The sequence below is a fragment of the Sphingobium baderi genome, assembly GCF_001456115.1.
Classification (GTDB): Bacteria; Pseudomonadota; Alphaproteobacteria; order Sphingomonadales; family Sphingomonadaceae; genus Sphingobium; species Sphingobium baderi_A.
Genome location: NZ_CP013264.1, coordinates 3,366,951 through 3,379,807 on the forward strand (window position 1 = coordinate 3,366,951; position 12,857 = coordinate 3,379,807).

Consider the following 12,857-nt stretch of genomic DNA (forward strand, 5'->3'; position numbering starts at 1 on the left):
AGCAGTCAGTCGAAGGGCTCAGCCCCTGCTCAGGGCGAACGGGTGTCGGGAATAGCCGAAACCAGCCGAAAGCGGACGCTTATTTCTTCTTCCCGAAATCTACCGTCACGACATTGGAACCGTCTTCCGCCTTCACGTCCGGCACGTCGTTTTCCGCTTCTTCATGCGGTTCGGGCACGGCATCGGCCTGCACCTGGAATTGGAGCGCGAAATTGACCGCCGGATCGACGAAAGCGGTGATCGCCGCAAAGGGAATGACAAGGTGGGCCGCGACCTGATTGAAGGTCAGGCTGACCTGGAACATGTCCTCGCTGACCTTGAGATCCCAGAATTTGTTCTGAAGGACGATGGTCATTTCGTCGGGAAAGCGCTCGATCAGCCGGGTCGGGATGTCGACGCCCGACGCCTGCGTCTTGAAAGTGATGTAGAAATGATGGTTTCCCGGCAGGCCTCCGGTCTCCTCCACCTCCCCCAGCACACGACCGACGACGGCGCGCAGCGCTTCTTGCACGATTTCATCATAGGGAATCAGGCTGTCGGGCAGGTCTTCACTCATGGCTGTCAGTCCTAGCGAGGCGATACGAAGCGTCAAGCCCGCCCGTCATTCCCATACACTTGCATTGCATGGCGCGCGCAACGCGCTATAGGGCGGCCATGCGTAGGGCCGAGATTCATCGCAACACTGCGGAAACGCAGATCGACGTCACCGTCAACCTGGACGGCACGGGCATCTATTCCGTTTCGACGGGCATCGGCTTCCTCGATCATATGATCGAGCAATTGTCGCGCCACTCGCTGATCGACCTGGACGTCAAGACGGTCGGCGACCTGCATGTAGACCAGCATCACACGACCGAGGACACCGCTATCGCCATCGGTGAAGCGGTCGCCAAGGCGCTGGGCGACAAGCGCGGCATCTCCCGCTACGGCACGGCCTATGCGCCTATGGACGAGACGCTGACGCGCGTGTCGCTGGACATTTCGGGCCGTCCCTGGCTGGTGTTCAAGGCGCCCTTCTCCGTACAGCGGCTGGGCGAATGGGATACCGAGCTGATCGAGCATTGGTTCCAAAGCTTCGCGCAGGCGGCGGGGATCACGCTGCATGTCGAAAATCTCTATGGCGCCAACAACCACCATGTCGTCGAAAGCTGCTTCAAGGGGCTGGCGCGGGCGCTGCGGCAAGCGGTGGAGATCGACCAGCGCAAGGCCGACGCCATCCCGTCGACCAAGGGGATATTGTGACCTCCCTTGCCCTCATCGATTATGGCGCGGGCAATCTTCATTCGGTGCACAACGCCCTGCGAAAGGCCGGCGCGCGAGATGTAACGATCACCGCCGACGCGGATGTCGTGGCGAAGGCGGACCGGATCGTGCTGCCGGGCGTCGGCGCTTTCCGGGCCTGCCACGATGCGCTGGTGGCGATCCCCGGCATGGTCGAGGCGATGGACGCGGCGGTGAACCGGCGCGGCGTTCCCTTTCTGGGCGTGTGCGTGGGGATGCAGTTGCTCGCGGACGCGGGCGAGGAATTCGGACGGCATGAAGGGCTGGGTTGGATTCCCGGCACCGTGAAGCTGATCGAGCCGGCCGATCCGGCGATCAAGGTGCCGCATATGGGCTGGAACGACGTGATCCTGCGCGGCGACCCGCCTCTGCTGGAGTCGGGCGAGGCCTATTTCCTCCACAGCTATCATTTCGAAGCCGATGATCCGGCCCATGTCGCCGCCGTCACCGACCATGGCGGGCCGCTGGTCGCAGCCGTCGCGCGTGACACCATCATCGGTTGCCAGTTTCACCCGGAAAAGAGCCAGAACTATGGCCTTTCCTTCCTCTCCCGCTTTCTGGAGTGGCGTCCTTGAGCGCGCTCCCACGGATGATGATATGAGCCTGATCGTCTTTCCCGCCATCGACCTCAAGGGCGGACAAGTCGTCCGCCTGGCCGAAGGCGACATGAACCGCGCCACCATTTATGGTGACAATCCCGCCGCACAGGCGCTGCTGTTCGCGCAGGCAGGCGCGCAGCATCTGCATGTGGTCGATCTGGACGGCAGCTTCGCGGGCCATGCGGTCAATGCCGAAGCGGTGGAGAAGATCGTCGAAGCCTTTCCCGGCCATGTGCAGCTGGGCGGGGGCATCCGCAACCGGGAAGCGGTGGAACGCTGGTTCGATCTGGGCGTGTCGCGCATCGTCATCGGCACGGCGGCGCTGAAAGACCCGGACTTCGTCAAGGCGGCGGCGCGTGATTTCCCCGGCGGCATCGTCGTCGCGGTCGATGCGCGCGATGGCTTCGTCGCGACGGACGGCTGGGCGGAAAAGTCGGACATGCCGGTAGCGGACCTCGCCCGCCGGTTCGAGGATGCAGGCGTCGCCAGCCTGCTTTTCACCGATGTTGGGCGCGACGGGCTGCTCAAGGGCTGCAATATCGACGCGACCGTGGACCTTGCCCGCGCCACCGATATTCCGGTGATCGCCAGTGGCGGGGTCGCGGGGATCGCGGACATTCGCGTGCTGAGCCTCCACGCCGATGAAGGGATTGAGGGCGTCATCACCGGACGAGCGCTTTATGACGGGCGGCTGGACCTGAAAGCCGCGCTGGCGGTGGCGCAGGCGGCGGCGTGAGCGTGACACATTTCATCCATTCGGTAAGAATATAGGCATGACCGTCCGCACACGCGTCATTCCCTGTCTCGACGTCGCCAATGGCCGGGTGGTCAAGGGCGTCAACTTCGTCGACCTGCGCGATGCGGGCGATCCGGTCGAGCAGGCCAAGGTCTATGACGCGGCGGGCGCGGACGAACTCTGCTTCCTCGACATCACCGCCACGCAGGAGGCGCGCGGCACCATATTGGATGTGGTGCGCCGCACCGCCGAGGTCTGCTTCATGCCCGTCACCGTGGGCGGCGGCGTCCGCAGCCCGGAAGATGCGCGCGCGCTGCTGCTCGCGGGGGCGGACAAGGTCGCGGTGAACAGCGCTGCCGTCGCCCGGCCCGAACTGGTCGCCGACATCGCCGACCGCTTCGGCAGTCAGTGCGTCGTTGGATCGGTCGATGCGCGGCGCGTGGGCGAGGACCGTTGGGAAATCTTCACCCATGGCGGACGCAAGCCGACCGGCATCGACGCGCTGGAGCACGCCATCCGCCTTGCCGAACTGGGCGCGGGCGAACTTCTCGTCACGTCGATGGACGGGGACGGGACGCGTCAGGGCTATGACCTTGCCCTTACCCGCGCCATTGCCGATGCCGTGTCGGTGCCGGTGATCGCCAGCGGCGGCGTGGGCACGCTCGACCATCTGGTCGAAGGCGTGATCGAGGGCCATGCGAGCGCGGTGCTGGCCGCCTCCATCTTCCATTTCGGGCAGCACACGGTTGCAGAGGCCCACCGCGCGCTGGCGGCGGCGGGCGTGCCGGTGCGCGCCGCCTGACAAGACGGCAAAAGCGTCGGCTTATTTTACATTAACCAGACTGGCCGGAGGGGCATTAACCTTTCAGGGCGCCGCAAATGCGTGACTCAGCTCCTCTTGGCACAGCTCCTGCTTAACTTTCCTGCATCACCATTTGCAGGAAACAGGGAGTAAGAGGATGAAACTGAACAAGATGCTTCTCGCCGCTGGCGTCGCCGGTCTGGTCGGTGCAGCCACGCCCGCTCAGGCGACCTTCGGCTGCGGATGGTGGAAGCAGTGCGGCGGCTCGTCCGGTGGCAACTCATCGGGGGGCAGCTCGTCGGGCGGCGCCACGCCGGTGCCTGAGCCGGAGCAGCTCGGCCTGTTCGCCATGGGCATCGCGGTTCTGGGCTTCCGCACCTTTCGCGCCCGCCGCAAGCGCAAATAAGCGCAACGCACGCTGATTTTTAGTTGACGGGTCGCGTGCCTGGCGCTTGATGGCGGCCATGCGCGCGACCCTTCATCAATTGGAACAAACCATCGCCCGGCGACGGTCCGCCGACCCGTCGCAATCCTATGTGGCGAAGCTGACATCCAGAGGGCGCGCCAAGATCGCGCAGAAGGTGGGCGAAGAGGCGGTCGAAACCGTCATCGCGGCGCTGAGCGGCGACACCGCCGACACCATCGGCGAAAGCGCGGACCTGCTATTCCATCTTTTCGTGCTGCTTGCCGATTGCGGCATACCGCTCGATTCCGTCCTGGATGAGCTGGAACGGCGCGAGGGACTGTCGGGTCTCGCCGAAAAGGCCGCGCGCCCGGACTGATCCGGCCCTTCGGAAAGATATTGCCCCTGCCGCGTTTATACTCCAGCCTCATTGCAAGAGGGAAATAATGGAGGGCGATCATGGTGCGGACGGTTTTAGGCGGGCTGCTGGGCGGTTTTGCGCTCTATATCACCGGCTTCATCTTCTGGGGCACGCCGCTGGGTTCGCTGGCGTTCAGCCGCGCTGATCCACAGGCGGGCGCCAATCTGCAAGCCGCCATGGCGCAGACGCTCAATCCCACAGGCACCGGCGTCTATGTCGTGCCCGATCCCGCCACCGCGCAAGGAACGGTACTGTTCGGCAAAGGACCGGTCGGCATGATCTTCTACAATAGCAGCGGTTTCCCCGTGACAGACGGGTCTGCGCTGATCGGCGGTTTCGTGCTGGCGCTGGTGGTGGGCGTGGTGATCGCGCTGGCGCTGCGCTTCACGGCAGCGGATTTCGGCAGCCGGGCGCGCTTGGTGCTGCTGTTCGCGCTGGCCGCCGTGCTGTGGCTCCATGTCGGGCAGGCGGTCTTCAACCATGCGCCATGGGGCTATATCCTCTATCTCGCACTCAGCGATTTCGTGGGGCTGGTTGCCGCGGGGCTGATCGCCGCGAAACTGATGGAAGGCACGGCCGTTGCTTCCCCCATCGAAGACACCGTGCACTGACGGAGTATGCGCTTCGCCCCTCCTGCGTTGCGGGAAAGACATAGGCACGATGGTGAACGACAGGCAGCATCATCTTTTTCCGCGATCATAAGTTTGATCGCCGCGGGCTTTGCGCTATCTGGTCGAGTATGAACCGTCCCGATCTGATCCGCTTTTCCGGCGTGGCGTTGCTGGCTTTCGCCGCCATGCCCGCTGTCGCGCAGCAAAGCGCCCCAACCTCCATCCTGCCCCCGGCAGTGACGCCGGCGCTGCCTGCTGCTCCGGCGCCTGTAGCGCCACCCGCCATAGTGACGCCCCCGCCCCTTCCGCTGCCGCCGATGTCGGCTGCACAGGAAAAATGGCTCAACGACTGGCTTCGCAGGGGCGCGGCCGAAGGTCTGATGGCAAAAAGCAAGGCCAGCGCGGCGCTGACCGGCGATGCGTTGCTTTCCGCCACGCTGGACCGGGCGCGGGCGCTCAGCACCGGGCGCGTAGACACCGCCGACTTCCTCAATATCTGGGCCTTGCGCCCCGCGCCCTTCGATCCCCGCCCGTCCCTGGCGACGGCGATCGCGGAGGACCGGCTGCCGCAATGGGCCGCCAGCCTGACGCCGCCCTATTCGGGCTATGACGGCCTTCGCAAGGGGTTGGTCGCTTATGAACGCATCCGCGACGATGGCGGTTGGCCGAAACTGAGCGCGGATGCGTCGCCCGATGCGATCCGCAAGCGCCTCGCCATCGAGGACAAGGCCGTGACGCCCGGTGAAAAGCTGGTGGACGCGCTTCAGCGCGCCCAGCGGCGCTATGGTCTCAATCCCACGGGCCAGCTTGGCGCGCGGACGCTCGCTGAACTCAACGTGCCGGTGGAGGACCGCATCGCCGCGATCATGGCGAATATGGAACGCTGGCGCTGGATGCCGCGCACCCTGCCAGTCAACCGGGTTCAGGTGAACATCGCGGCCGCCGTGCTCACCATGTTCGAAGGCGATCAGCCGGTGAAGTCGATGCGCGCCGTCACCGGCAGCCCGACCAACCAGACGCCGATGCTGTCGTCCAGCATCCATTCGATCGTCGTCAATCCACCGTGGAACGTTCCGGCCTCCATCGCCAAGAAGGAACTGTTCCCCAAGGGCCGCGCAACGTTGCTGAAGCAGGGATACAAGATCATCGGCACGCCGGAAGGCGGGCAGCGCATCGTCCAGCCCGCCGGGCCGAACAGCGCGCTGGGCCGGTTGAAGTTCGATTTCAACAATCCCTTCGCGGTCTATCTGCACGACACGCCCGCGCGGGCGAAGTTCCAGAGCTATGACCGGCTTGCCAGCCATGGCTGCATCCGTCTCGAAAAGCCGGTGCCGCTGGCCGAGATGATGGTGACGGGCGATCCCAAGCTGGCGGGGCAGATCCAGACGCTGATCGACGAAGGCAAGACGCAGCGCGTGTCCTTGCCGCAGCAAGTGGCCGTCTACCTGCTTTACTGGACTGCCTTTCCGGGGAGCGACGGGGTGATGAACTTCCGGTCGGACCCCTATGGCTGGGACAAGCTGCTCGCCCAGAAGATCGAGGCGTCCAGCCGCCGCGTCGATCCCACGACCGACCATTCGACCGCCATCGCATCGAAGGATTGAACCCCATGCACAAGATCGCCCTTATCGCCCTTAGCGGCGCGCTCGCCCTCTCCGCTTGCGGCAAGAAGCAGGAAGAGGCCCCCGCGACTAACAATCTGGTCGAACCGCCGATCGAAAATGTCATCATCGACGAACCGGACGCCGCGCCTGAGCCGAGCCAGAATGTCACCAACACGGCCCCGGCCGCGCCGCCGCCCGAAGTGTCCGAAGACCAGCAGATGCTGGACGATGCCGCCGCCACCGGCATGACCTCGCGCCTCCCCTCACAGGCCGAGGCGGACCATCATGCGGATGAAGCGAGCAACGCGGGCGGCTAAGGCGCATCGCGGCGGCCTTGGACTGGGGCCGCCGCTCTGCTATATTGCTTCCATGGATCGCCGCAGTTTTACAAAGTTCGCTTTAAGCGGACTGGCCTTATCGTTTCTTTCCGACAGCATCGGCAAAGCCGCCGCGCCGGAAGGCCTTCTTCCCAAAAACCCGCCGCCAGCGCCGGTTCCTGCCGCGCCGCGCACCGTTTCCTTCGCGGGCAAGCCCTATGCGCGCCTGCTGGAAAAGGCGAAGGCCGCGCTGGACAGCCATGCTCACGCCTTCACCCTGCGCGACCGAATCGCTATCGCCGATTTCAACGCGCCCTCGCGCGATCTGCGCCTGCATGTGGTGGACCTGATCGGCGGGCAATCCAGTTCCTATCTGGTCGCCCATGGCCGCGGTTCGGACCCCGGCCATTCAGGATGGCTCCAAAGCTTTTCCAACGAGCCCAATTCACTGGCCAGTTCGTCGGGCGCCTATCGGACGAGCGACATTTATTACGGCCAGCATGGGCAGGCGATGCGCCTCATCGGCCTCGACCCGACCAACAACAATGCGGAAAATCGCGCTATCGTCATCCATGGCGCGGATTATGTGAGCGAAGAACACATCGCCGCCTGGGGCAAATGCGGGCGCAGCGAAGGTTGCCTGGCGGTGGCGCGGCACATGCTGCCGCAGCTTGTCGGCCTGCTGGGGCCCGACCGCATGGTCTATGCGGACAAGATCATCGTGACAGGCGCTTAGGGTTGAGATGCTATGTGCTCCTGCCTACGCAGGAGACCGGTTTTTCATTCTGAGCGAAGAGCAATCAACCTTCAGTCCCCATGACACGGGATCGAATGTCGCGTTCTTCTCCGCCCGAACGCCATGAGCATCCGGGCGGAAATGGATCAACCCGCCTTCTGGCCGCTCATCACTTCGATCGACGGTTTGTTGATGGCGTCGATCGTGCCATCGGCCATCATCGCCTTGCCCATATCCAGCGCTTCCTTGCGAAGCGCCTCGTCATTGGCCGTCTGGCTTGCACCGATAAGGGCGGACAACAGAATGTTCTTGTTGGTCTTGTCCGCCGCATTTTCCGCCACGGACTTGCGAGCCAGCGTCACGGCTTCCTTATAATAAGGATCAGCGCCGGTCATGTCCTTGGCCCCCAGCTTCTGGTTGCCCAGCTGGATCAGGATGCCCGCCAGGATATTGCGGCTGGCGGCATCTGTGGGCTTGGCTTCGACTACCTTGCGCCAGTGAGGCAACGATTCGCCATAAAGGGCGATCACCTTGTCCATCTGGCCCTGAGCGCCCTGCGCGGCGGCGTCGGCATAAAGCGCGTTGGCGAGGAAATTCACATTGTCGATATTAGCGGGCTGGGTCTGGACGGCCGTGCGGATCGCGGGCAGCGCCGCTTCATATTTCGCGGTGGCGGCGGCATTATCGCCCGCCTGCTGGGCCTGCTGCCCCGCAGTGAAGTCGGTCACGGCCTGATTGAAAGCGGCGATCTGTTCCTGCGTCATCTGACCAGCGGCAGGCGCGGCTTCAGCCGGGGCGGCGGGAGCGGCTTCAGCCGCGGCAGGCGCTTCCTGCGCCTGCACGGGGGTCATCATCGCCAGCGGCGCGGCAAGGGTCATAAGGGCAATATAAACCGGTCGAGACAAAGCAGACTCTCCATTTTCGTTCACACAGGTCAGGCGCAACGAACGCCTTTCAACGGAATAATGGACGAAAAGGCAGGTTGGTTCCCAGCCCGTCAGGCTCGCGTCAACGCGCAAAAGGCGCAGTTCGTGGAAAATTGTTCCCGACGAAGATCAGTGCGGGCGGCGGCTTCGGCATCCTCGCCCCATTGCTCGACCTGCCAGGCTTCATCGATCTCCGCCGCCGCCCAGACGGCTTTGGGATCGTGCGCGCCATCCACCACCGCCAGCCCGCAGACCAGCGATCCGCTGAGCGTCACCAGCGTCGAAAGGCCCGCCAGCGTGAAGGGATCGAACGCCGCAACGGTTGTCGCGAGCCGCTCCAGCGTTTCGGGTGGTTGCGCGATATGGATGATCCCCTGCGTCACGCGAAAGGTCACGTCATAGCGCGTCCGCGCCCAATCCAGCAGCGGATTCCAGGCCGCTGCCTGCCGCGCGACCAGCCTATCCGGTCCCTCCGCGCGATAGCAGAGCAGGTCCGTTTCGGCATAGCGGGCGACACCGGCGGCAAAGGCTTCGCGAGCGGGCGCGATCTGGTCGATGGCCGCATTAGCCAGCCCGGTAAAGGGCATAGCGCGCGGGTCGATGCTGTCGCCCTGCCGGCGCCATTCCTCCGCCACCGCCTGCGCCAGCGCGGCATTGGGCAGCGACAGAAGGGCGCGGGCGGGCGTCCTTACAGGGCGGCCGTCCAGCTGAATTTCGAAGCCCGCATCGCCCGGAACGATGGCGGCATCCTTGTAGAAGCGCCTCATTTTGGCGGGTGCCGGCGAAAAAGACTGAGCAGCAGGCGCGGCACGATCATATATTGGAACAGGCCGACGATGACGAAGATCAGGCCCATCGCCTTGGCCTTGCTCCCCTGCACCCAGGAAAAACGCTCCATCAGGATCAGGATGCCGAACATCACGACAACCGCGCCCGATAAGCGGAAAAGGCCGATGGCGAAAAACCGCTGGCGTGCGACTTTTTCGGGATCGACCGGCGGCGGGGGTGGGGGCGTCATGTCATCCATATGCGCCGATATGGCCGTGCAATTCGCCGCTGTCCATCGCCACCGCGACGGCACCGGCCGCGATCAGCGCGTCCGGCGCATGATAACCCCAGCCCACACCGATCGTGCGAACGCCCGCCGCAAGGCCCATGTCGATGTCGAACACCGTATCGCCGATCATCACCGTGCTTTCAGGGACAGCGCCCGCGTCGGCCATGGCAGCCCGCAGCATGGAGGGATGCGGTTTGGAGGGATGACGGTCCGCGGTCTGGAGCGTCACGAAATGCGCGGCGATGCCATGATGGGCAAGACAGAGGTTCAGGCCCCGGTCGGACTTGCCCGTCGCCACGCCAAGCAGCCAGCCATCGCCGTCTAACCGGGCGATGAGATCGGCCATGCCCGGATAAAGCGGTTCCGATACCGCATTGTCCCGGCGCATCTGCTGGAAAGCCAGCTTGTAGCATTCGGACAGGTGATCGTGAAAATCCGGCTCCGCATCGGGAAGCAGGCGGGCGATGGCATGGGGCAGCGACAGACCGACCACCGACAGGATCGCCAGACGATCCGGCGCGGGCAGTTTCTGATCCTCGAAGGCGCGGGCCATCGCCGCGCAGATGCTGTGCTGGCTGTCGACCAGCGTGCCGTCGCAATCGAAAACCGCAAGCCGGTTGCTCATCAGCGCCTTCCGGGGCCTTTCGCATCGCCAGCGCCGCGCGAGCGCCGTTCGCCCCGCCGCTCCTTGCGAACCTGCTTGGCGTGTTGGCGGGCGAACTTCTTTTCGTCCTCGCGCGTCACCTTGCGTTCGATCTCATCGTCCAGCGGCAGGTCGCCCGCCGACAGGTCGAAGCCCAGCGAAACGAGGCTGGCGGCGAAATGGTCCGGCAGGTCCGCCTTCACGTCGATCCGTCCGCCATCGGGATGATCCACCCGGATGCGGCGGGCATGGAGGTGCATCTTGCGGCTGATCGAGCCGGACAGGAACGCGTCCTTGCCGCCATATTTGCCGTCGCCGACAATAGGATGGCCGATCGCCGCCATATGGACGCGAAGCTGGTGGGTGCGGCCGGTATAGGGTTGCAGTTCGATCCATGCGGCACGGTTGCCCGCGCGCTCGATCACGCGATAACGCGAGCGGGCGGGCAGGCCTTCCGCCTCGTCCACATGCATTTTCTCGCCGCCCGTGCCCGGTTGCTTGGCAAGGGGTAGTTCGACCATGCCATCCGCGATGCTGGGGACGCCCATGACGATGGCCCAATAGACCTTGCGCGCGGTGCGACTGGAGAAGGCCTTGGCGAAATGCGCCGCCGAACGGGACGTGCGGGCGATCAGCAACGCGCCAGACGTGTCCTTGTCCAGCCGGTGCACCAGCTTGGGGCGCGTCTCCAGATCGAACATCAGGCCGTCGAGCAGTTTGTCGACATGATCGTCGGTCTTGGTGCCGCCCTGCGTGGCGAGGCCGGGCGGCTTGTTGATGACGATCGCCTGCGCGTCGCGATGGATGACCATTTCCTGCGCGAAGGCGACCTCATCGGGCGTCAGGTCGATGACGCGGGCGCGCTTGGGCTTGTCGGAGGCCGCGGCCTTCGGCTCGGCGGGCGGCACGCGGATCAGTTGTCCCTCGGCGATGCGGTCGCCCGGCGCGGCGCGCGCGCCATCGACGCGGAGCTGGCCGGTGCGCGACCAGCGCGACACGATGTTGAAGCCGACATCGGGCAAATGGCGCTGGAACCAGCGGTCGAGGCGAATACCGTCATCGTCCGCGCCCACCCGATATTGCCGCACGTCGAGCGTCACGCCCTTGCCGGGCGCGGCCTTTGCCGGCGCCGCTGCGGCGGCGGTTTCGCGCCTGGACCGGGGCTTGGCAGCAGGCTTCGACTGCGGCCTGGGGGCGGGTTTCGCGCCATCGGACTTGCGCGCCTGCGCCGCCTTGGCTCCGCCGCGCGCGCGACCGGGCGCACCCTGCCCGCCGGGCTTGCCTGTGCCGCCCGATTTCCCCGCGCCACCGGACTTGCCGCCGCGCGAAGGGCCGGAAGGCTTGCCGGGAGGACGCCCCTTCATGCGACGCTCCGCATGAACAGGAGGCCGCCCGCCAGCGCGCCGATCGCGCAGACCACGGAAAACAGCGCATAGCCCAGCGCCATCGCTCCCTGCCCGCGCTCTATCATCAACATGGTTTCCAGACTGAAGGAGGAAAAGGTGGTGAAACCGCCCAGCAGGCCAACGCCCAGCAACAGTCGGATCGGTTCCCCCGACCCAGTGCTGAACCGCGCCAGCCATCCCGCCAGCAGGCCCATGGCGAGGCCGCCCAATATATTGGCGGCAAACGTCCCCCAGGGCCAGGCCGCGCCCGGCAGCATGTGCCCGGCCAGCCGCCCCAGCAGGTAACGCAGCGCGGAACCGACCGCACCGCCACCCATGACGAGAAGCAGATTATTCATGCCGCCCGCCCTAAAGGGAAAACGCGGCAAAGGAAATGGCGCTATGGGCTACTATTTCCCGTTGTCGGCGATGATATCGACATTCGTCCTGCCACCAGGCGCATCGGTGAACAGCAGGAAATAGGCTGCACCGTCATCCTTGCGCGTGCCGCCCAGCACATTGTCGCCGTCGATGATGCGATGTTCCGCGTCGAAACCGGCCCGCCGCGCCTGCGTGAAATAGTAATCGATGACGCTCTTTTTCGGCACCGGCGTGGTGAAGCTGGCGGCGCGCAGGGTGCAGCCGTCCTTCTCCGCGCCCGCTGCTTCGAGCAGTTGCGCGCCGGGATAGAGGGTGAAGGGTTCGGGCAGGCGTTGCGACCACTGCATCCCGTAAACGAGCTGCTTGCTGCAATTCTTGCCGCCGGTCCGCTGCGCCTGTTCGCGAGCCAGCGCGCCGAGCGTCACGGTCGATTCCATCTGTCCGCCCTGCGCCGGGGCGGGCGCGGCGAGCAGCTTGCCGCCCGCGCGTTGCACCGCTTGCGCCAGTGCCTTGGCCGCATCGCCCGTCAGCACCGGAAGCGCGGCATTGGCGGGCTTGTCGGCGGGACGCACGGCGTTGCGGTTGGACTGTCCGGTGAGTTTCGGATCGACGACGATCTGGTCGGCAAGCGCGCTCTTGAGCGCGGGATCGACCATATTGTTGGTGAGCTGCGCGTCGAGCGCGGCAAGATTGGCGTTCTTGTCATCCTTGCCGCATGCGACGAGCGGCAAAGTCATAAGCATAGCAGCCGCGCAATAGGACCGGGAAAACGCCATAGCTTCACTCCTTCGTAAACGAGGCATGAAGAACGGAAGTTAATTTTCCGTTAGGACTATTGGTGAATCGCAGGAAATTTTTGGCGATGCACTGCAAATATGCGGCGGGTGTCCGGTTTGGGTGGTTTGCGGGCCGTACGCTTATCTCCCATACATCGCGCTCCTGCCTTCGCAGGAGC

General features: G+C 64.8%; 18 protein-coding genes. 10 read left to right on the top strand and 8 right to left on the bottom strand.

The features are described from left to right. Positions 1-79: 79 nt before the first annotated feature. Positions 80-556 carry an SspB family protein gene (locus ATN00_RS16445; protein WP_062066486.1) on the bottom strand — a complete coding sequence of 159 codons (477 nt, stop codon included), beginning with the start codon at positions 554-556 and terminating at the stop codon, positions 80-82. 98 nt (positions 557-654) lie between these two features. Between ATN00_RS16445 and hisB the strand changes: the two genes are divergently transcribed. The 10 genes from hisB to ATN00_RS16495 all read left to right on the top strand — a co-directional run bounded on the left by hisB (position 655) and on the right by ATN00_RS16495 (position 7,510). Further along, positions 655-1,242: an imidazoleglycerol-phosphate dehydratase HisB gene (gene hisB, locus ATN00_RS16450; protein ID WP_062068901.1), complete on the top strand. Its 588-nt coding sequence runs from the start codon at positions 655-657 to the stop codon at positions 1,240-1,242. Next, positions 1,239-1,856, top strand: a complete 618-nt coding sequence (hisH, locus tag ATN00_RS16455; RefSeq protein WP_062066488.1) for an imidazole glycerol phosphate synthase subunit HisH — start codon at positions 1,239-1,241, stop codon at positions 1,854-1,856. The genes hisB and hisH overlap by 4 nt, the downstream gene beginning before the upstream one ends. Positions 1,857-1,878: 22 nt before the next feature. Continuing rightward, positions 1,879-2,616, top strand: a complete 738-nt coding sequence (hisA, locus tag ATN00_RS16460) for a 1-(5-phosphoribosyl)-5-[(5-phosphoribosylamino)methylideneamino]imidazole-4-carboxamide isomerase (protein ID WP_062066491.1) — start codon at positions 1,879-1,881, stop codon at positions 2,614-2,616. Positions 2,617-2,653: 37 nt separating this feature from the next. Beyond that, positions 2,654-3,418: an imidazole glycerol phosphate synthase subunit HisF gene (hisF, locus tag ATN00_RS16465; RefSeq protein WP_062066494.1), complete on the top strand. Its 765-nt coding sequence runs from the start codon at positions 2,654-2,656 to the stop codon at positions 3,416-3,418. Positions 3,419-3,575: 157 nt separating this feature from the next. Next, the gene (locus tag ATN00_RS16470) at positions 3,576-3,824 is read left to right on the top strand and encodes a PEP-CTERM sorting domain-containing protein (RefSeq protein WP_062066497.1); all 249 of its coding nucleotides are present in this window, start codon (positions 3,576-3,578) and stop codon (positions 3,822-3,824) included. A 58-nt stretch (positions 3,825-3,882) separates the two neighbouring features. Beyond that, complete coding sequence (locus ATN00_RS16475; RefSeq protein ID WP_062068903.1) at positions 3,883-4,200, top strand: phosphoribosyl-ATP diphosphatase; 318 nt, start codon at positions 3,883-3,885, stop codon at positions 4,198-4,200. 80 nt (positions 4,201-4,280) lie between these two features. Beyond that, positions 4,281-4,853, top strand: coding sequence for a hypothetical protein (locus ATN00_RS16480; RefSeq protein ID WP_197413610.1), 573 nt, complete (start codon positions 4,281-4,283; stop codon positions 4,851-4,853). 128 nt (positions 4,854-4,981) lie between these two features. Beyond that, positions 4,982-6,457 carry a L,D-transpeptidase family protein gene (locus tag ATN00_RS16485; protein WP_062066504.1) on the top strand — a complete coding sequence of 492 codons (1,476 nt, stop codon included), beginning with the start codon at positions 4,982-4,984 and terminating at the stop codon, positions 6,455-6,457. 5 nt (positions 6,458-6,462) lie between these two features. Next, complete coding sequence (locus tag ATN00_RS16490) at positions 6,463-6,774, top strand: hypothetical protein (RefSeq protein ID WP_062066507.1); 312 nt, start codon at positions 6,463-6,465, stop codon at positions 6,772-6,774. A 52-nt stretch (positions 6,775-6,826) separates the two neighbouring features. Further along, a complete protein-coding gene (locus tag ATN00_RS16495; protein WP_062068905.1) occupies positions 6,827-7,510 on the top strand; it encodes a murein L,D-transpeptidase catalytic domain family protein in 684 nt (227 codons plus the stop codon). Positions 7,511-7,656: 146 nt separating this feature from the next. On the opposite strand, the gene ATN00_RS16500 is transcribed toward ATN00_RS16495, so the two are convergent. The 7 genes from ATN00_RS16500 to ATN00_RS16530 all read right to left on the bottom strand — a co-directional run bounded on the left by ATN00_RS16500 (position 7,657) and on the right by ATN00_RS16530 (position 12,678). Continuing rightward, positions 7,657-8,388 (bottom strand): hypothetical protein, encoded by a 732-nt coding sequence (locus tag ATN00_RS16500; RefSeq protein WP_062068907.1) that lies wholly within the window; start codon positions 8,386-8,388, stop codon positions 7,657-7,659. 119 nt (positions 8,389-8,507) lie between these two features. Next, positions 8,508-9,203: an ATP12 family chaperone protein gene (locus ATN00_RS16505; protein ID WP_062066510.1), complete on the bottom strand. Its 696-nt coding sequence runs from the start codon at positions 9,201-9,203 to the stop codon at positions 8,508-8,510. Next, the gene (locus ATN00_RS16510; protein WP_062066512.1) at positions 9,200-9,463 is read right to left on the bottom strand and encodes a hypothetical protein; all 264 of its coding nucleotides are present in this window, start codon (positions 9,461-9,463) and stop codon (positions 9,200-9,202) included. The genes ATN00_RS16505 and ATN00_RS16510 overlap by 4 nt, the downstream gene beginning before the upstream one ends. Next, complete coding sequence (locus ATN00_RS16515) at positions 9,456-10,118, bottom strand: HAD-IA family hydrolase (RefSeq protein ID WP_062066516.1); 663 nt, start codon at positions 10,116-10,118, stop codon at positions 9,456-9,458. The genes ATN00_RS16510 and ATN00_RS16515 overlap by 8 nt, the downstream gene beginning before the upstream one ends. Then, a complete protein-coding gene (locus tag ATN00_RS16520) occupies positions 10,118-11,500 on the bottom strand; it encodes an RluA family pseudouridine synthase (protein WP_062066519.1) in 1,383 nt (460 codons plus the stop codon). Before ATN00_RS16520 ends, ATN00_RS16515 begins: the two co-directional genes overlap by 1 nt. Continuing rightward, positions 11,497-11,880 carry a fluoride efflux transporter CrcB gene (crcB, locus tag ATN00_RS16525; protein WP_062066522.1) on the bottom strand — a complete coding sequence of 128 codons (384 nt, stop codon included), beginning with the start codon at positions 11,878-11,880 and terminating at the stop codon, positions 11,497-11,499. Before crcB ends, ATN00_RS16520 begins: the two co-directional genes overlap by 4 nt. A gap of 51 nt (positions 11,881-11,931) precedes the next feature. Next, positions 11,932-12,678 (bottom strand): hypothetical protein, encoded by a 747-nt coding sequence (locus ATN00_RS16530; RefSeq protein ID WP_062066525.1) that lies wholly within the window; start codon positions 12,676-12,678, stop codon positions 11,932-11,934. Positions 12,679-12,857 lie beyond the last annotated feature (179 nt).

What these genes read in the sequence shown, in the direction of transcription:
- ATN00_RS16445 (WP_062066486.1), bottom strand. Translation starts at nt 556, where the DNA reads ATGAGTGAAGACCTGCCCGACAGCCTGATTCCCTATGATGAAATCGTG.
- hisB (WP_062068901.1), top strand. Translation starts at nt 655, where the DNA reads ATGCGTAGGGCCGAGATTCATCGCAACACTGCGGAAACGCAGATCGAC.
- hisA (WP_062066491.1), top strand. Translation starts at nt 1,879, where the DNA reads ATGAGCCTGATCGTCTTTCCCGCCATCGACCTCAAGGGCGGACAAGTC.
- hisF (WP_062066494.1), top strand. Translation starts at nt 2,654, where the DNA reads ATGACCGTCCGCACACGCGTCATTCCCTGTCTCGACGTCGCCAATGGC.
- ATN00_RS16470 (WP_062066497.1), top strand. Translation starts at nt 3,576, where the DNA reads ATGAAACTGAACAAGATGCTTCTCGCCGCTGGCGTCGCCGGTCTGGTC.
- ATN00_RS16475 (WP_062068903.1), top strand. Translation starts at nt 3,883, where the DNA reads ATGCGCGCGACCCTTCATCAATTGGAACAAACCATCGCCCGGCGACGG.
- ATN00_RS16480 (WP_197413610.1), top strand. Translation starts at nt 4,281, where the DNA reads ATGGTGCGGACGGTTTTAGGCGGGCTGCTGGGCGGTTTTGCGCTCTAT.
- ATN00_RS16485 (WP_062066504.1), top strand. Translation starts at nt 4,982, where the DNA reads ATGAACCGTCCCGATCTGATCCGCTTTTCCGGCGTGGCGTTGCTGGCT.
- ATN00_RS16490 (WP_062066507.1), top strand. Translation starts at nt 6,463, where the DNA reads ATGCACAAGATCGCCCTTATCGCCCTTAGCGGCGCGCTCGCCCTCTCC.
- ATN00_RS16495 (WP_062068905.1), top strand. Translation starts at nt 6,827, where the DNA reads ATGGATCGCCGCAGTTTTACAAAGTTCGCTTTAAGCGGACTGGCCTTA.
- ATN00_RS16500 (WP_062068907.1), bottom strand. Translation starts at nt 8,388, where the DNA reads ATGACCCTTGCCGCGCCGCTGGCGATGATGACCCCCGTGCAGGCGCAG.
- ATN00_RS16505 (WP_062066510.1), bottom strand. Translation starts at nt 9,203, where the DNA reads ATGAGGCGCTTCTACAAGGATGCCGCCATCGTTCCGGGCGATGCGGGC.
- ATN00_RS16510 (WP_062066512.1), bottom strand. Translation starts at nt 9,463, where the DNA reads ATGGATGACATGACGCCCCCACCCCCGCCGCCGGTCGATCCCGAAAAA.
- ATN00_RS16515 (WP_062066516.1), bottom strand. Translation starts at nt 10,118, where the DNA reads ATGAGCAACCGGCTTGCGGTTTTCGATTGCGACGGCACGCTGGTCGAC.
- ATN00_RS16520 (WP_062066519.1), bottom strand. Translation starts at nt 11,500, where the DNA reads ATGAAGGGGCGTCCTCCCGGCAAGCCTTCCGGCCCTTCGCGCGGCGGC.
- crcB (WP_062066522.1), bottom strand. Translation starts at nt 11,880, where the DNA reads ATGAATAATCTGCTTCTCGTCATGGGTGGCGGTGCGGTCGGTTCCGCG.
- ATN00_RS16530 (WP_062066525.1), bottom strand. Translation starts at nt 12,678, where the DNA reads ATGGCGTTTTCCCGGTCCTATTGCGCGGCTGCTATGCTTATGACTTTG.